General features: G+C 39.0%; 12 protein-coding genes and 2 tRNA genes. All 14 read left to right on the plus strand.

Features of this window, described 5'->3' with window-relative positions; all coding sequences use genetic code 11:
• The first annotated feature begins 4 nt into the window (after nucleotides 1-4).
• Entirely contained in the window at nucleotides 5-1,411 is a 1,407-nt protein-coding gene (locus tag BLQ66_RS00430) for an SGNH/GDSL hydrolase family protein (RefSeq protein WP_074520422.1), read from the plus strand.
• 16 nt (nucleotides 1,412-1,427) lie between these two features.
• The gene (locus tag BLQ66_RS00435) at nucleotides 1,428-2,987 is read left to right on the plus strand and encodes an amino acid adenylation domain-containing protein (protein WP_074520423.1); all 1,560 of its coding nucleotides are present in this window, start codon (nucleotides 1,428-1,430) and stop codon (nucleotides 2,985-2,987) included.
• 141 nt (nucleotides 2,988-3,128) lie between these two features.
• Nucleotides 3,129-4,346, plus strand: a complete 1,218-nt coding sequence (locus tag BLQ66_RS00440) for a diaminopimelate decarboxylase family protein (RefSeq protein WP_074520424.1) — start codon at nucleotides 3,129-3,131, stop codon at nucleotides 4,344-4,346.
• Nucleotides 4,347-4,402: 56 nt separating this feature from the next.
• Complete coding sequence (locus tag BLQ66_RS00445; RefSeq protein WP_027431943.1) at nucleotides 4,403-4,630, plus strand: acyl carrier protein; 228 nt, start codon at nucleotides 4,403-4,405, stop codon at nucleotides 4,628-4,630.
• 256 nt (nucleotides 4,631-4,886) lie between these two features.
• Nucleotides 4,887-4,968 (plus strand) — tRNA-Tyr (locus BLQ66_RS00450).
• Nucleotides 4,969-5,206: 238 nt separating this feature from the next.
• Nucleotides 5,207-5,293, plus strand: a tRNA-Leu gene (locus BLQ66_RS00455).
• Between the two features lie 124 nt (nucleotides 5,294-5,417).
• Entirely contained in the window at nucleotides 5,418-6,479 is a 1,062-nt protein-coding gene (locus BLQ66_RS00460) for a DUF3048 domain-containing protein (protein ID WP_074520425.1), read from the plus strand.
• Between the two features lie 90 nt (nucleotides 6,480-6,569).
• Nucleotides 6,570-7,319, plus strand: a complete 750-nt coding sequence (locus BLQ66_RS00465) for a glycosyltransferase family 2 protein (RefSeq protein ID WP_074520426.1) — start codon at nucleotides 6,570-6,572, stop codon at nucleotides 7,317-7,319.
• A gap of 144 nt (nucleotides 7,320-7,463) precedes the next feature.
• The gene (locus BLQ66_RS00470; protein ID WP_143452961.1) at nucleotides 7,464-8,945 is read left to right on the plus strand and encodes a hypothetical protein; all 1,482 of its coding nucleotides are present in this window, start codon (nucleotides 7,464-7,466) and stop codon (nucleotides 8,943-8,945) included.
• Between the two features lie 186 nt (nucleotides 8,946-9,131).
• Nucleotides 9,132-10,478 (plus strand): sodium:proton antiporter, encoded by a 1,347-nt coding sequence (locus tag BLQ66_RS00475; RefSeq protein ID WP_074520428.1) that lies wholly within the window; start codon nucleotides 9,132-9,134, stop codon nucleotides 10,476-10,478.
• A 10-nt stretch (nucleotides 10,479-10,488) separates the two neighbouring features.
• Entirely contained in the window at nucleotides 10,489-11,541 is a 1,053-nt protein-coding gene (locus tag BLQ66_RS00480) for a cytidylate kinase-like family protein (protein ID WP_242869297.1), read from the plus strand.
• A gap of 114 nt (nucleotides 11,542-11,655) precedes the next feature.
• On the plus strand, nucleotides 11,656-13,566 hold the full coding sequence (locus BLQ66_RS00485) for an EAL domain-containing protein (protein ID WP_074520429.1): 1,911 nt from the start codon (nucleotides 11,656-11,658) through the stop codon (nucleotides 13,564-13,566).
• 178 nt (nucleotides 13,567-13,744) lie between these two features.
• The gene (locus BLQ66_RS00490) at nucleotides 13,745-14,617 is read left to right on the plus strand and encodes a tRNA 2-thiocytidine biosynthesis TtcA family protein (protein ID WP_074521033.1); all 873 of its coding nucleotides are present in this window, start codon (nucleotides 13,745-13,747) and stop codon (nucleotides 14,615-14,617) included.
• Nucleotides 14,618-14,674: 57 nt separating this feature from the next.
• A complete protein-coding gene (locus tag BLQ66_RS12320) occupies nucleotides 14,675-18,562 on the plus strand; it encodes a thiol reductant ABC exporter subunit CydD/CydC (RefSeq protein ID WP_074520430.1) in 3,888 nt (1,295 codons plus the stop codon).
• Nucleotides 18,563-18,567 lie beyond the last annotated feature (5 nt).

The raw sequence follows: 18,567 nt of genomic DNA on the forward strand, positions 1-18,567 counted from the left end.
CCTTATGGAGAATAATGAAAATGTATCGCCACAGGCAAGTCAAAAGCCTAAGCGAAAGAAACGTAAATGGATAGGTGTAATCATTGCAGTAGTCTGCGTAGTTCTAATTAATGAACTACTTAAATTCTGTCTAGAGCCTTACGGTTCTGCCAGTCAGGTTATGTGGGATGATTACCATAAAGAAGACAGTATAGATCAGATTTTTGTGGGAAGCTCCCTTTGCTATGTAGGCATTAGCCCTTATGTGGTGGATGACATCATGGGCACTAATTCCTACAACATGGGTACCCCTTCCCAGTATCTAGCTCAAACTAAGCTAGCTATTAAAACCGCCATTGAAGATCACGGGGTAAAGCGCGTGGTTATGGCTCTTGGCTATTTCTCTCTTACAGGAGAGCGAAGCACTATAGCTGAAGTTTCATTTTTAAGAGCCAAGACAAAGGGCGAGTCCCTTCTAGAAAAGCTAACTACCTACGCTAATTATGCCTTTGATGAGGACATTGTGGGAACACCGGCTTCCCTAAACTACTTCTTCCCTTGGATTTACAATTCCGTGGATTTAAAAAATGTGGCATCAAACGTTAAGGCAAAGCTTGAGGGTAAGCAGGCCACAGAGCAGGAGATGGTTAATAACGTCTACCGTCACTATGTAGGCAAGGGCTACGGCTACTTAAGCGGCTATCTAAACTTTGATGATACAGGTAATGACACAACTTATTCCTACTATTCAGAGACCTTTAGCGAGGACTCTTTACAGGAATTACGAGACATTGCAAATCTTTGCGAGGAAAACGACGTTGAGCTTATAGTTATTGCCACACCACATCCTGCCTATGACGTGTTAAGCTATGGCGAGAATGGAGATGAATATTTTGAGAAAATGTATCTCCTACAGGAGCTTTTTGCAGAGTGTGGCGCAGAATACTATGACTTTAACTTAGCAAAATCTGAGCTATTTACTACAAGCGATAAGTATTTCTTCGACCATGAGCACATGAATCAGGAGGGCTCGGAAGCATTTTCCACATCCCTTGCAAACTTCCTACTTATGAAGGAGGCAGGAGAGGATGTTTCAAGCTACTTCTACAGCCCAGAAGAATACTTAAACTCAATAGATTACATATCTACAATCTGGTTTAACACTACAACTAAGACCAACGGAATCTCCGTTTCCTCAATTGCCTACACCGGCACAAATGTAGACGTAGAATATCAATATACAGTGTATAATGAAAGCACTGGGGAATACACGGTCGTTCAAGATTATTCCTCAAGCACTAGCTGCCTAATTCCTTTTGATGCAGATGGAAACGACGATGGCAGCATAAAGATTGTAGTAAACGCCCGCCAAGTAGGTTCTGATTTGGCCTATGAAAAGCGTTGCGTACAAACTATTAGTTACGATAAATAAGAAAAGAGGCAAGCGTATGAAAAACGTATTGGAATGGTTAGAAAACTCATCCGCAAACTACCCAGATAAGGTAGCCTTTGCCGATGTAGACAAGACAATAACTTACAAGGAGCTTGAAATTGAAAGTGATATTCTTGCAAGTTATTTAATTAATGATGAGAAGATAAAGGAAAGAGAGGCCATCGCCTTCTACCTTGAGAAGTGCGTAGATGCAACAGTGGGTATCTTTGCAACCTTAAAGACTCGCGCCTTCTACTCTTTTATTGATTTAAGAAGTCCAGAAACAAGACAGACAAAGGTAATTGAAACTTTAATGCCTAGGGTCATTTTCACCGACGACGCCAACTATTCTAGTGCCCTTAGCCTTTTTGATAAATATGAAAATGTAAAAATAATAAGCCTTGAAACTCTTCTTCAAAACCAGAGAAAATATCGTAGTGAAGGCAATTTAGAGGATTTAATTGATAGAGAAAAACTTGTAAAAATAAGACATACAGCTCTTTCAAATGATCCTGTTTATGTAAACTTTACAAGTGGTTCTACAGGAACTCCAAAGGGCGTTGTTGTGGGCCATGCTTCAATTATCGACTTTATTGAGGTCTTTATAAAGACTTTTGATTTGAATAAAAACGACATTTGGGCTAACCAAGCTCCTTTTGATTTTGACGTATCCGTTAAAGATATATTTGCATCAATCTCAGTAGGCGGCACAGTTAACATCATCCCACGTAGTTACTTCTCAAATCCAACAGTCCTTATGGACTATCTCGTGGAGAGAAAGCCAACTGTCCTTGTGTGGGCTGTTAGTGCCATGTGCTTCGTGTCTATTATGAACGGTTTTGGCTACAAGGTGCCAACTAGCGTTAAAAAGGTCATTTTCTCTGGCGAAGTTATGCCGATTAAGCAGCTTAACGTTTGGAAGAAGTACCTTCCTGAGGCAACATACGTTAACGTCTATGGCCCAACAGAGATTACTTGCAACTGCACTTATCATGTGGTGGACAGAGACTATGACCTTAAGGAAGTGATTCCGGCAGGTAAGGCTTTTGAAAATGAGCACGTGTTCCTTCTAGATGACAACGATAAGGAAATCAGAGAAGCGGGCGAGGTTGGCGAAATTTGCGTATCCGGCGCCTGCCTTGCCCTAGGTTATTATAAGGATAGGGAAAAGACTAATGCAGCCTTCATGCCAAACCCTGCAAACCCTGAATTCCTTGAGATGATGTATAGAACTGGCGACCTTGGTCGTTATGATGAAAATGGACTTCTCTACTACGTATCTCGTAAGGATTTTCAGGTTAAGCACATGGGCCAGAGAATCGAGCTTGGAGAAATCGAGGTGGCTGCTAGTTCAAAGGATAAGGTAGAGAGAACTTGCTGCCTTTACGATAATAATAAGAAGAAAATCCTTCTCTTTGTCATGGGTGATGCCGACAAGAAGGAACTCCTTGAAGAATTAAGAGAAGATTTACCATCTTATATGATACCTAATAAGGTAATTATGATTGATGAAATGCCAATGACAAAGAATGGCAAGATAGATAGAAATGCATTAAAGCAGGTGGCAGGCCTTTAAGCCGCCCGCCAGCGCCGTGCTGGGCTTGTCGCGTGCTCGCTGGCGCTATTGCCCGCAGCTATCGCGGCCCAGCACCAGCGCCCATCGTGGCCGCGCCATTGCTAGCGCAGCGCCCGCAAAATCAAAAGAAAGAGGGACATCATGAACTTAGAAGAACTAAAAGCAGTTGCCGATGAATACGGCAGCCCAACATACGTTTTTGATATAAAAGCATTAAAGGATAGAATTGAAAAAATCAGACATATTATTGGAGAACAAGTAGGTCTTGTTTATTCAATCAAGGCAAATCCATTCCTTACAACAGAGCTTGTGGACCTTGTGGATGGCCTTGAAGTCTGTTCTCCAGGAGAGTTAGAACTTTGCGCAAAGTATAAGGTTGACCCAAGTAAGATCATTTACTCAGGTGTTTGTAAGACAGAAAAGGATGTAATCCGCGCTCTTGAATACGGGGTAGGAGTAGATAAAGAGGAAAGAAGCATTGCCACCTTCACAGCGGAATCTCTTCGTCAGGTGGAATATATCCAGAAGCACGCAGACCACAAGGTGAATTTAATTCCTAGACTTAACGGCGGCAACCAGTTTGGTATGAGCAAGGAAGACCTTTTCTACCTAATTGATAACCGTGACAAGTTTGACAAAATTGAAATAAAAGGACTTCATTTCTTTACTGGTACTCAAAAGAAACACGCTAGAAAGCAGCTAAAAGAACTAGATAAGCTATCAGACATTTTAGAGACTCTAGAAAAAGACCATGGCTTTAAGATGGAAAGGGTTGAGTATGGCCCTGGGGCTAGAGTGCCAATTTTTGCAGAAGATGACAGCACTAACAGCTACGAATCCCTTGAGGAGATTAGCGAAGGCCTAAAGGCTTTGGCAGCTAAGGGTTACGAGCTAACTATTGAGATGGGACGTTTTATTGCCACTGAATGCGGCTATTATCTAACTTCTATCGTGGATATGAAGACTAACAAGGACATTGACTATGCCTTTATTGATGGTGGCCTTAATCACGTAAATTACTACGGCCAGATGATGGGTATGAAAGTTCCTGTGGTGGCTAATCTAAACACTAAGGAATTTATAAGCTCTTTAGAGGATGTTCAAGAAAATGCCACAAAAAAGGCTTATTGTTTATATGGTAGCTTATGTACCACAAACGATATTATTGTAAGTCAGCTTCCTCTAGAATTAAATATGGGAGATGTACTTGCATTCTCTAACATGGGAGCGTACTCTATTACAGAAGGTATTTATCTATTCCTTAGTAGAACTCTTCCTCGAGTAGTATTGTGGGATGGAAGTGCTAGATTAGTAAGAGACTACGTGGAAAGCTATGAAATTAATTCAATGAATAGGTAAATTTTTTACAAAAATTAAAATGAGAAAGGATAGACTTTTAAAGTCGAAGGAAAACTATGGAAGAACTTATTGAAATTTTACAGGACGTTAAGGAAGATGTAGATTTTGAAAATTGCACAACACTTATTGATGATCACATCTTAGATTCATTTGATATTTTACAAATCATCTCAGCTCTTACAGATGAGTATGATATTTCAATTCCAGCTAGCGAAATTATCCCAGATAACTTCAATAGCGCTGCAGGTCTTTTAGCAATGGTTGAAAGATTACAGGAAGACTAATGCTGAAAGTGAATAAAAATTACTTTATGAAATTTAAATGTGTATGGTTTTGCAATGCAATCCCATACACATTTTTGTATATAAACCACAAACTATATTGTCAAGTTTGTGACAACTTTGTGAAAAAAGTGAAAGATTTATGAAAGAGATTGAAAATGTATTGCATACTATATTTTGTTATGGTAAACTTGCAAACGTTTGAGGCAGTAAAGCTTATTGCCTTGAATTAATAGAATAATTGCTTATTTGAGTACATGGGTGGATTCCCGAGTGGCCAAAGGGGACAGACTGTAAATCTGCTGGCACTGCCTTCGAAGGTTCGAATCCTTCTCCGCCCATTTGCATGTAATCTGCAGGTAGTAAAGCAACTCTAGTTGTCTTGTTGATCGAAAGATCTTTTTCCCAAGAGCGAGACGTTGATGCATCGCTAGATTAACTTAGGCTACGCCAGAGCAACATGTATAAAATTATCGCAAGATTTCCTAATTTTAGGTTGACGAAGCTTCAATCTCGTGATAATATAACTAAGGTCTTGAGAGCACTTGAGACTAGGTTAATTGCTCATTGAGCAGTTATGCCGGTGTGGCGGAACTGGCAGACGCACAGGACTTAAAATCCTGCGGGACTTATACTCCCATACGGGTTCGATTCCCGTTGCCGGCATTACATTTTTGTAATAATAAGACAAAAGGACTACAAATTCGTTTGTAGTCCTTTTTTTTCTCCCACTTTACAGAAAATAATATTAATAGTAAAATTAAAATATGAATAGAGGGGGAGGGCTTTTATGAAAGTTAAGAGATTATTATCTTTACTCCTAATATGTCTTTTTTCTTCAATGATGATTTTAAATCTTGGAGCTTGCGGTAAGAAAAAAGCACAAGAAGCGGAAAGTGAAACAGAGACAGAGGAGACAACACAGGAGCAGACAGAAGCGCCTGAAGTAGTGGATGTAGTAGACGTTAATTCAAAGACAAGACCATTTGCCATTTCTATTAACAACGTCTATCCTGCTACTACAGTACAGCGTGGCCTAAACAAGGCCTTTTTGATTTACGAGATTCCAGTAGAAGGTGGTCAGACAAGACTTCTTGCCTTCTTTAAGGATGTAGAGGAAGACTTACAGGTAGGAACTGTAAGAAGTGCGAGACACAACATGTTAGATTACTGTTTTGAGTCAGATGCCATATTTGTTCATTTTGGTGGAAGTGACTGGGCTATTTCTCAGATTTCTTCAACAGGCATTGACGACATTAACGGCATGTATGATTCTCCTTTCTGGAGAGAGAATCCAAAGAACCTAGCAACAGAGCATACAGCTTATACATCAACTCTTAAGCTACTTGAGTATGCAAGGGACACTAAGGGCTTTAATATGGAAGCAGATTCTGCTGAGGACACTTTAGTATTTAACTACAATGTTTCAGATGTGGATCTAAGTGGAGTGGAAGGCGCCCTTCCAGCAACTAACGTCAAGGTAACTATTGGCGGCGCCCAGACGACTACATTTTCATATGACCAAACAACTAAGGAATACACAAGAGCCAATAATGGCACAACAGCCTCTGACTATGGCACAGGCGAGAGCTTCACAGCAAAGAACATTATCGTTCAGAACATAAGCTATGGCTACATGTCAGATAACTACTGCTTAGACATTTACACAACTGGCTCAGGAACTGGCTATTATATTACAAATGGTAGCGCAATCCCAATCAACTGGTCTAAGGCTGATAGATATTCTCAGACTGTTTATACTAATGCTGCAACAGGTGAAGAAATCGAGCTTTCCGATGGTAGAACTTATGTTGAGCTTCATCCAACTAGCGAAGGCTTGACTATTGAATAGTTTTAAAAACTGTAGCAAGATAAATTAAGAATTGATATAATGAGTACTGTACGATATGCAGTACTCATTTTTTTAAGAAGGACATTTAATATGGTAGATTTAGGCGCGAAGTTATCAGTTGTAATGCCGGCCTATAATGAGGAAAAACTAATCTATGAGAGCTTGATGAAGACTATTAGTATTGTGTCATCTTTTGTAGAGGATTTTGAAATTGTAGTGGTAAATGATGGTAGCAAAGATAATACATTAAAAGAGATAAAGAGGGCAGCAAAGGAAGACTCCCGCATTAGACCTGTCTCATACGGTAAGAATAGAGGCAAGGGTAATGCAATCATGGCGGGGGTTATGCAGTCCGATGGAGAATATATCGCATTTCTTGATGCGGATTTGGAGCTAAATCCAATGCAGCTTGAGGGCTACTTAGAGAAGATGCTAAGAGACAACAAGGACGTAGTCATTGGCTGTAAATTTCATAAAGATTCTAAACTAAAATATCCTTTCAAGCGAAAGGTCATAAGCATGGGTTACTACCTTATGCTGCTTGTGCTTTTCCACCTAAATGTGAAGGATACACAGACAGGAATCAAGGTCTTTAAGGCTTCAGCAATCAAGCCTGTAGGCCATTTAATTAGAACCGCAGGTTTTGCTTATGATATCGAGCTTTTAGTGGCGGTTCACAGAAGAGGGGCAAAGATTGCGCAGATGCCAGTAGAGGTTGTGTTTGTTAGAGAGAAGAACGCCAACCGAATCGGTCTAAAGGACACTTGGCATGTATTTCTAGATACTTGGAAAATTTTTTACAGGGTTTATTTTTTGCATTATTATGATGAGAAAAGGTAGGGGACGCCTATGTATATAGTTACTAGTATTTTATTTTGGGGAATTCTATTAGGACTTTTTGCAATCTTTAACAAGAGGTCGTTTTTATTCAAAGAAAATGTTAGCGTCAATTCCACTTTCAAAAAGGGAATGGAGCTTTCCATAATGCTAGTAACTATATTAGTTCTCCAGCTCCCAATGGGGCTTAGCAACAGCTGGAATGGGGTTAATAATAATCACCACGACCAGTATGAGCTTTTGGCGAATAGCTTCCTTGAGGGCCACTTATATCTAGATTACGACGTGGACCCAAAGCTAGAAGCCCTATCTAATCCTTACGACTATCAGGTGCGTAAGCTAAACGACATATCCGTTCACTGGGATAGCGCCTATTTTGAGGGCCACTACTATGTCTACTTTGGAGTAGTGCCAGTGCTTCTTCTATTCCTACCTTTTAAGTTAATTACAGGCTTTAGCCTGCCAACAATCATAGCAACTAGGATTTTTGTAATCTTTATCGTTTTAGGAATCTTCTTCCTTTTGAAAATGTTACAAAGGCTTTTCTTTAAAAAGCTTCCTGCAAGCCTAGTTTCCCTATTATCTGTTACTATATCAGTTCTTAGTGTCTGGTATATTCTTGATGCACCAGAGCTTTACTGCACAGCTATTTCTTCTGGTTTAGCTTTTCAGATTTGGAGTTTTTATTTCTTTATTCATGGCGTTTTTTTACAAAAAAAGAATTGGAAAGTTTTAAAGGACGCAATCCTTGGCTCCCTTTGTGGTGCCCTAGTTTGGGGCTCAAGACCAACAATAGGGCTAGCAAGCCTTGCGGTGATTCCTTTTATAATTATATATGTAAAGAAGTTTAGGGCAGGAGATTATGAAGTCGGCGGCGATGAGGCCCGCGGCGCGGCTGTCTGCGAGAATGTCGACTCAGTTTCACCCGCAGCAAACAAGGCAGCAGGCCGCGGCCCGGTTACAATCATACGTAACCTTTGCATAGCAGCCCTACCATACCTTCTTGTAGCCATAGCTCTTATGCTATACAACTACCTACGTTTCCAAAATCCTTTTGAATTTGGACAGTCTTATCAAATGACAGTGACAGACCAATCGGCCTACGGTAACATTTTCAAACGCTTCAATCTAATTGATGTGTTTAACGGACTTGTTTACAACTTCATTAGCTTTAAGACTATAAAGGAGAGCTTTCCTTTTGTAGGCTTTTCGGGGGTATTGTTTGAATTTCCGATACTAATTGCCGTCTTTGCTGCATTTTCAAAAAGAGCTTCTTATAAATTAAAGAAGGAGGGGCTCTACGGCTTTAGTCTCTGGCTCTTTGCCTTGCCTATTGTGATTACAGTGCTTTCTGTGTGCTGGACCCCTTACCTACTTGAAAGATACAAGCTAGATTTCCTATTCCTTATGGGAATCAATGCCTTTATCTGCCTTGCAAGTCTTGAGGCCACGGCTAGTAAGAAACACAAGAATGATATAAGGCAATTTATAGCTTATCTTTGCATTATTACAATACTTGGGGCTATAGCGCTTTTTATCACTCCTTACGATGCAAATTTCACTAAGAATAGTCCAGAAATACTGGAAAAGATATGCAAATGTATATTCTTTGGAAAGAAATTTTTGTAAATTGATACTTACACGAAAAAGTTTTACAATATATAATATTCAACTGTGGGTTTATGTGAAAAATATATATGGGGAAATTATTATCAGTAAACTTGTTGACTTTATCTTTATATAAGAGGATAATACAACAATTGTAAGCCAGAAAAAGTAGATTACGATTAGTAATCGATCTTTAGGAGGATTTTTATGGTTAATTCGATCGTATTGTGCTTACCATTCGTAGGATTATTGCTATGTATAGCACTTTTTCCTATTTTTAATGCAGAATGGTGGGAAAAGTACAAGGCCATCGCTGTCGCATTCTGGATTATTGTATTTGCAATTCTTTTTACAATCAGTAACAGTATTGTGGGGACAGCTGAGTCTGTATTAGAGAGTTTCTTCGGAGACTATCTTACTTTCATCGTCCTTTTATTTGGACTTTATTGTGTAGCAGGTAATATTTCTTTTGACGGTGACCTAGCCGGTTCGCCAGGAGTTAATGTTATATTACTTATAATTGGAACATTTCTTTCAAGTATCATCGGTACCACAGGTTCATCAATGCTTATGGTTAGACCTATAATCAAGATGAATTCTTGGAGACGTCATAAGGCACACATCATGATTTTCTTCATTTTCATGATCAGTAACCTTGGAGGCGCCTTAACACCTATGGGTGATCCACCACTTTTAATGGGCTTTATGCGTGGTGTACCATTCTTTTGGAGCTTGAATCTATTCCCAGTTTTCATATTTAATTTAACAGTTCTTTCTGTTATCTTCTATTTTATTGATAGAAAGAGATATAAGAGAGATTTAGCAAGAGGTCGTAGACCTGACCTTTCAAAGGCCGGAACAGAGATTAAGTTCTCAGGACTTCACAATTTAATTTTCTTAGTAATGATCGTTGTAGCGGTTATCTTAAGTGGTGTTTTACCTACACTTCCTGCATTCCAGGATGCAGAGGGAGCTGTACTTGGTATTCACATTTTAGGCGAAGTTACATTTACATTCCCAGCTATGATTGAGTGTGTAATTATCTTACTTGCAGCCTTCCTTTCATTTAAGACTACTAATAAGGAAATCAGAGAGAGAAACCATTTCACATGGGGCGCTATCGAAGAAGTAGCAATTCTTTTCATTGGTATCTTTATTACTATGGCACCAGCTCTTACATTACTTAAGTCAGTTGGCCCAGACCTTGGCCTTACAAAGCCTATGCAAATGTTCTGGACAACCGGTGCGCTTTCAAGTTTCCTTGATAACACACCAACTTACCTTGTATTCTTAACTGCCGCAGGTACTCTAGGATATACTTCAGGTATTGTAACAACTGTTGGTACAATTCCAGCACACATGTTACTTGCTATATCTTGTGGTGCCGTATTTATGGGAGCTAACACATACATCGGTAATGCACCTAACTTTATGATCAAATCAATATCAGACGAAAACGGTATCAGAATGCCAAGCTTCTTTGGTTATATGAAATGGTCTATTGGTATTCTAGTGCCAGTGTTCATTCTTGATACTTTAGTATTCTTCTTATAGGAGGTAGAATATGAGTGATAATAATATGACACAAAAAGAGTATGTTAAGTCTGATTTTGCCAAGTTAGCAGAGCAGATTTATGACTTAGATAAAAAGGTTTACGAGCATACAGGCTCTAAGCTTGGTCGTCTTTTTGGCGATGATAAAACAAGTGCTGTGGAAGAGATCATGGAGACAATGAAGGAAAGCAACAAATCCCATGCCCTAAGAAGTATGGTAGCCTTAATTGGTAACATGGCTCGTACAATCAAGCAGAGAGACCACCAGACTTGGAAAGAGATTATGAAGGAATACGATAGCATTTTAAAAGAAATCTCAACTATGTCTCCAGGCTTTGGTCAGGTAGAAATTCTTGATTATGAAGCAGCTAAATTATGTGACGTAAGTAATGCGGTTGATGCAGGTGTTAAGCATCATCGTATCATTTGCATAAACAGAACTTATGGTAGCGCAGGTACTGAAATCGGTTTTGCGCTTGCTGATAAGTTAAAATGTAACTTCTACGATGCAGAAATCTTCCAGGAAGTTATTAGTAACCTTGAGGAAGGAAGAAATGTTAACGAAATTCAGAATTCCAAGAATAAGGGTTACAAGTATGATAGAAAGAAGCATAGTGTCTTCTATGAGAAGAACTCAGATCAGTTAAGATATCTTTTAACGAATCTCAACAGATATCATGGTCTTCCATTAAAGGATGCAGTTTTCTTTAAGATCAGTGAAATTCTTTGTGATATTTCAAAGAATGAGGACTTCGTTGTTATGGGTAGATGTGCGGATGCCATTCTTACTAATAACCACATCCCTCACGTTAGTATCTACATTACAGCGCCAGAAGATGAGCGTATTAAGAGAATGATGGAAATTAACGGAACTGACTATAAGACAGCAAGAAAGCATCTTAGACAGGTTGATAAGTTTAGAAACAAATATTACAAGTATTACACAAGTAAAGATTGGGACGAAGCTAACAACTATGACTTCTGCTTAAATAGTTCTAGATACGGAATTGCAGGATCTGTGGATTTGATTGCAGATATGCTTACAAGAACAGAAAACTGTTAAAATTTTGATAAAGAATTATAGAATCCATACAATTTATTTGTTATAATATTAGTGATAAGGTGATGCTTTTATTAGCATCACCTTTTGATTTATGGGCGTTCTTAGAGGTAGTATATGTATAATTTTGATTTTGATATATGTGCAATTATTATAAGTTTAATTGTAATGGGCTGCATGTTTGTCATTAAAGACAGAGATAGAGATGAGAATAAGATGTTTTTCTGGATCGTTATTAACGGTCTTATTTGTGCGGTCTTAGATATCATTTTCTCGCTTGCAGTAAATAATAAGGGTTGCATACCACTCCCTCTTTTATATACCTGCAACAATTTATATTTGCTAATTCATAATTTCGTGCCATATCAGTATTACATTTACGCCAACATGATTTCTGGCGCTTTTTATAAGACAGATAAGAAGAAGTACAATCTACTTCTCATTCCTTATTTTGTAAATTTTGTACTTCTTATAACTAACAGATTCCACAATCTAGTATTCTCTTTTGATAGTAATTACGGCTATCACAGAGAAATACTTATGATTTGCATATACGGTGTGACATTATTTTATTTAATATTCTTTTTGGTACACATGATTATCTACTTTAAGTCTATTAGGCTTAAGATGGTGATTATGTTGTCTCTCTTTATCTGGAGTGGAATAATTTCCGTTATTGTGCAGTATTTTTACCCACATCTTTTAATCGAGTTATTCGTGCAGGCGGTGGTTTATATGTCTGTTATGATTAGTCTTGATGATGAGGCGAGTCACAAGGTATCAGAGTATGATGTCTATAGCCGCAACACCTTTAAGCGAGATGTGAAGCTTTTAATTGATAGTGACAACAAGTTTAGCGTTATAATGCTTAAGCTTACTAATATAGAAGGTTACATGTCTGTTCTTGGTATTGACCAGATTAACGAGAGTTTATTTAATATCGCCACTTGGCTAAAGACTGTGGATAGGCAGGCTAGGGTTTATTCTTTAAATGTAGGCGTATTCGCCATTGTCCTTACAGGTCAGGAGAATAACAAAGCCGAATATGTATCCTACGTGCTAAACACTAGATTTAGAGAGGCTTGGAAGGTTAATGACATTGATATAGAATATAATGCTATAGTCTATGAGGTTCATGTGCCAGATAATCTTAACCGCGTGGAGGAGCTTTTACTTCTTGGCTATTCTGAGACAGGTAATGGTTCAAGAGTAACCTTTGTCTCAGGAAAGGGACTTGAGGAGTTAAAGCGTAGATTAAAGATTGAGCAGGCTGTTAGACGAGCTTTGATTTCTAATAATTTCAAGGTTTACTATCAGCCAATCTGGGATAGAGCACACAACAAGATTAAGTCGGCAGAGGCCTTACTTAGACTTTACGACCCAGAGATTGGAGCTATTAATCCAGAGGAGTTTATTAGAACTGCTGAGAAGAATGGCGCCATCATTGGTATCGGCGAGTTTGTCTTTGAGGATGTGTGCCGCTTCTTAAGCGAAAGAGACCTAAAGAGTCTTGGAATTGACTATATCGAGGTTAACTTATCTCCTGTGCAGTGTATGCAGCGAGACTTAACCGATAAGTTCACTGATATTATGAGAAAATATAACATCGACGTGAACATGCTAAACCTTGAAATTACAGAGACAGCAGCCGTCGAGAATACAGAGGTTATGAAACGGACAATTAGTAAGCTTCGTGAAATTGGCTTTGCAACTTCTATTGATGATTTTGGTACTGGCTTTGCTAGTATGAGTAGCGTCTTTAATATTGATTTTAAGCTATTAAAGATTGATAGAGAGATTCTTTGGAGAGCAGAGGAGAACGAAGAGGCAATGATTATGCTTAAGAATACCATTGAGATGGGTAAGCGTATGGGCAGAAAGATTGTTCAAGAGGGTGTAGAAACAAAGGCACAGAAGGAACTCATGGAGTCCCTTGAGTGCGATTATTGTCAGGGCTTTTACTTCTCAAGACCTATTCCTGAGGATGAGTTCGTGGAATATGTGAAGAAGTATAATGGAATAAACTAATGTGTTGTGGTTCTTAGCAAATTAGAACTGCGGGGGCGTGATGGGGCGCCAAAGATACATTTTTAAAATTTAAAAAACTTAAAGGAATACCACCTTAATATGGAGAAAATAATAATTGTTAATATCCTATTAAAGGTGGTATTATAATGTGGATATTTATGAAAGGTTGATTATTGTTATGGAATTAAACGAGAACAATAATAACGTGGAAGATCAAGACATTGTAATTGATGCGAAGTATATTGAGCGAAGCATCGTTAAGAAATTTAGAAAACCTATTTGGAGACAATTTACAAAGGCTCTTAATGATTATGATTTAATTCAGGACGGCGACAAGATCGCGGTTTGTATATCCGGCGGCAAGGATTCTATGCTACTTGCCAAGCTTTTTCAGGAATTAAAGAAGCACGGAAAGAATAATTTTGAGCTGGAATTTTTAGTAATGAACCCAGGCTATAACGAGAAAAATGCCAAGCGCATTGAGGAGAATGCTAAGCTTATGGGTATTCCAATTACGGTATTTAAGACAGAGATTTTTGACACAGTCGCTGAGATTGTGGAGAGTCCATGTTATTTATGCGCGCGAATGCGTAGAGGATACTTATATTCAAAGGCGAAGGAATTAGGCTGTAATAAGATTGCTCTTGGCCATCACTTCGATGACGTCATTGAGACAATTCTTATGGGAATGTTATACGGCGGCCAGGTGCAGACCATGATGCCAAAGCTTCACAGCACTAATTTTGAGGGCATGGAGCTGATTCGCCCTATGTACTTAATTAGAGAAGCAGACATTAAGCACTGGTGCAGCTACAATAAACTTGAGTTTATCGCCTGTGCCTGCCGAATGACAGAAGCACTTGCAGATGAAAATTCTAACCTCACTTCAAAGAGAGCCGAGGTTAAGGCCTTAATTGCACAATTAGCAAAAAAAGACCCTATTATCGAGAAGAACATTTTTAGAAGTGTGGAAAATGTTAACGTAGATACGGTAGTGGCCTATAAAAAGAAGGGTGTGAAGCATCACTTCCTTGATGACTACAATATGTAGAGTTATCATTGTTGGCGATGCCACATATCAATAATAGTAGAAAGACAGGAAATTTAAATGATTAAGACAAGATTAGTAAAGCTACTATCTAACTCAAAAAAATACATTTACCTTAACATCATTATTCAATGGGTTGCCTTAGTAGCGCAGATGTTAGCTATATTTACCATCACAAGTTTTATAGCAGATATTTTTGAATCTAATGTGCCTTCGTTGCTAAAAAACATCGCAATTGATTGGGTGGTTATTGACGTTACAGGCGTTACCATCAACTGGACTATGCTTGCCCTAGTTTTAGTGACATTGGCTTTACTTATTATTATAAGAATGATTTGCGACAAGCTCCTTGCAAGAATCAACTACCTTGCAAGCGCAGACGTTAAGAAGCTTTTAAGAGACAAGATTTATGAGAAGCTCCTTCAGATTGGACCTTCTTATAAGGAGAAGGTTTCAAGCGCTGAGGTTATTCAGTTAAGTACTGAAGGCGTTGAGCAGTTAGAGGTATATTTTGCCAAATACATCCCTCAGCTCTTCTATAGCCTCCTTGCTCCCCTCACTCTCTTTCTTTGCCTTGTAAATATTAGCTTTAAGGCAAGTATTACCCTTCTTATCTGTGTGCCACTTATTCCGATTTCCATCGTGGTGGTGCAGAAGATCGCAAAGAGATTACTAAGCAAATATTGGGGAATCTACACAGAACTTGGGGATTCCTTCCTTGATAACTTAAACGGTCTCACAACTCTTAAGCTTTATCAGACAGATGATTTAAAGGCAGATGAGATGGACATTGAGGCCAACAGATTTAGAAAAATCACAATGAAAGTTCTCACAATGCAGTTAAACTCTACATCTGTTATGGATATTGTGGCTTACGGCGGCGCAGCTGTGGGCATGCTTGTGACAATAGTTGAATATTTTAATGGAAATATCGGACTTGCAGGAACTTTATCAATTATTCTACTTTCATCAGAATTTTTCATTCCTCTAAGACTTCTTGGCTCATATTTCCACATCGCTATGAACGGAATGGCAGCAGCAGATAAGATTTTCGCCTTGCTTGATATGGAAGTGGACAAGAAGGGAGAAAGGGAGCTTGCTAAGGGCAAGGAATCAACTCTTGCCTTCATGAAGGGAGCCAAGGCCGATTCAGTTACGGTTACTTTTGAAAATGTATCTTTTGCTTATGATGATACAAGAAAAGTCCTAGAGAACATAAACCTTGACATACCAAGCGCTAGCTTTATTTCTATTGTTGGTGAGTCAGGTAGCGGAAAGAGTACAATTGCTAGCCTCCTAACTGGAAAGCATAAAAACTTCTCTGGTAGCATTAAGGTTAACGGTTTGAATATTTCGGACATTAAAAGTGAGAGCTTACTTAGCAATATCACACTAGTTAAGAACAATAGTCACATTTTCAAAGGTACAGTTAGACAAAATCTCTACCTTGGAAAGGCCAGTGCTAGTGATGAGGAGCTTTGGGATATCTTAGAGAAGCTTTCTCTTAAGGAAATTTTCGAGGCTAGAGAAGGCCTTGATACTGAAATCCTAGAGAGAGCTACTAACCTTTCCGGAGGTCAGGCACAGCGTCTTGCTATTGCAAGAGCCCTACTTGCGGACACACCGATGTACATCTTTGATGAGGCAACTTCAAACATTGATGCTGAAAGCGAAGAGATTATTATGAAGCTTATCACTGAGCTTTCTAAGACAAAGACAGTGGTTTTAATTTCTCATAGATTGAAAAATGTTGAAAAATCCGACTGCATCTACGTCCTTGAGAAGGGCAGAATCGTTGAGACTGGTAAGCATTCTGAGCTTATTCTCAACCTAGATGAGGCAGATTCAAAGGCTGAGGAAGGTTATGGAACTTACGCAAGTCTCTATAATGCTCAGGCTAAGTTAGAGAATTTTAGAAAAAATGAGACATCAACACAGAAGACTTACGATGCTAGAGAAGGTGTTTGCCTTTATAAGTTAAAGGCCGAGCCAACAGCTGAGGAGCTAGAGCTTGAGCGTCAAAGAGAAGAAGAGCGTAAGGCCTTTGAGGCTGAGCTTGAGGCTAAGAAAGAGGCTGAGAGAAGTAAGAGAGCCCTTCTTAAGGTTAAGAATAATCTCTACGAAACTAAGGGGTATACTCGTTCAAGCTACTATGTGGATGGCTTTAGAGACTCAAAGAATGAGATGCCAACAGAGCATCATCATTTTGCTGAAAATGTTACATTTTCAAAGGACAAGGAAAATAAAAGAAGAAATGGCCTCGTAATTAGCTTTAAGCTTCTTGGCCTAATTAAGCCACTTCTTGGAATCATTGCGGCAGCAGTGCTTCTTGGAACTATCGGTTATCTTTGCGCAATCTCCCTTACAATCATTGCAACGGGCATTGTGTCAGAGTTCTGGGGTTCTCATTATGTGGCAAATGGTATGGCAGGTTCAGTGGTTTGTGGACTTTCAGCCAATCAAAGACAGATAGCCCTAGTGCTTCTTGTAGTTGTTGCAGTGGCAAGAGGTTTCTTACACTACGCAGAGCAGTACTGTAATCACTTCATTGCCTTTAAGTTGCTTGCCATTATTAGACATAAGGTTTTTGAAAATTTAAGACGTTTGGCACCAGCTAAACTTGATAGAAAAGACAGAGGTAATTTAATTTCAATTCTTACCTCAGACATTGAGCAGCTAGAAGTTTTCTATGCTCACACTATTAGTCCAATTTTTATCGCCCTTTTAGTAAGCATTGTTATGCTTGTGTTCCTTGCACATTTCTCTCCAGTAATTGCGGTGATTGCAGGCCTTGCATACTTTACAATCGGTGTGATTATTCCATTTATTAACTCAAAGCTTACAGCTAAGGCGGGGCTAGAGTTTAGAAATGGTCTTGGCGAATTAAACAGCTACTGTCTTGATTCTCTTCGTGGTATCGATGAGACAATTCAGTACAGCGGCGGTTTAGTTAGAAGACTTAATATGGCGAAAAAATCCAACAAGTTATCTAAGTCACAGCTTATCCTTGCTAGATTTGCAGGAGATTCCCGCATGTGGTCAGATTTCGTGATTTTAGTTTGCTCATATCTCGTATTTGTTGTGGCCCTTTTCCTTGCTGAAAATAACGCCCTTACATTTACAGAAAGCTTAATGTGCACCGTAGCAGTTATGGGTTCTTTCGGCCCTGTGCTCGCCCTTTCATCTCTTTCAAATAATCTAAATCAGACTTTTGCAAGTGGTGACAGAGTGCTAAATATCCTAGAGGAAGAGCCTGAAGTTCAGGAAATTACTGATGCTAAGGACTTAGACTTTAATAAAGAAAATACGAATAGTGGAATTTCTATCCTTGTAAAGGATATTAGTTTCGCTTATAATGAAAAGGAAATATTGCGTGACTACAATGCATTTTTTGAAGCTGGAAAGATCACTGGCATCCATGGCGAAAGCGGTTGTGGCAAATCTTCACTTCTAAAGGCAATTATGAGAATCCATGAGATAAGTGCCGGGGGCATTTATTTTAATAAACAGGAGCTAAAGGACATTAACACAAGCTCTTTGCGTTCTCACATTGCTTTTGTAAGTCAGGAGACAGAGCTCTTTAATGATACAATTGCCGCTAATATTAAGGTGGCTAAGGCAAATGCTACAATGGAGGAAGTCATTGAAGCTGCCAAGAAGGCATCAATCCATGACTTTATTATGAGTCTTGAAAAGGGCTATGATACAGTGATTGGCGAGTTAGGAGAAGGCCTCTCAACAGGTGAGAAGCAGCGCCTTGGCGTGGCAAGAGCCTTCCTATCAGACGCACCAATCATCCTTATGGATGAACCAACTTCAAGCCTTGATTCCCTTAACGAAGGAATCATCTTAAAGGCCTTATCAGAGACTTGTAATGACAAGACTGTTGTCATCGTCTCTCATAGAGCCTCAACAATGAATGTAGCAGATAATGTGATTGTTATGTAATTGGT

The organism is Lachnospira pectinoschiza, assembly GCF_900103815.1.
Classification (GTDB): domain Bacteria; phylum Bacillota; class Clostridia; order Lachnospirales; family Lachnospiraceae; genus Lachnospira; species Lachnospira pectinoschiza_B.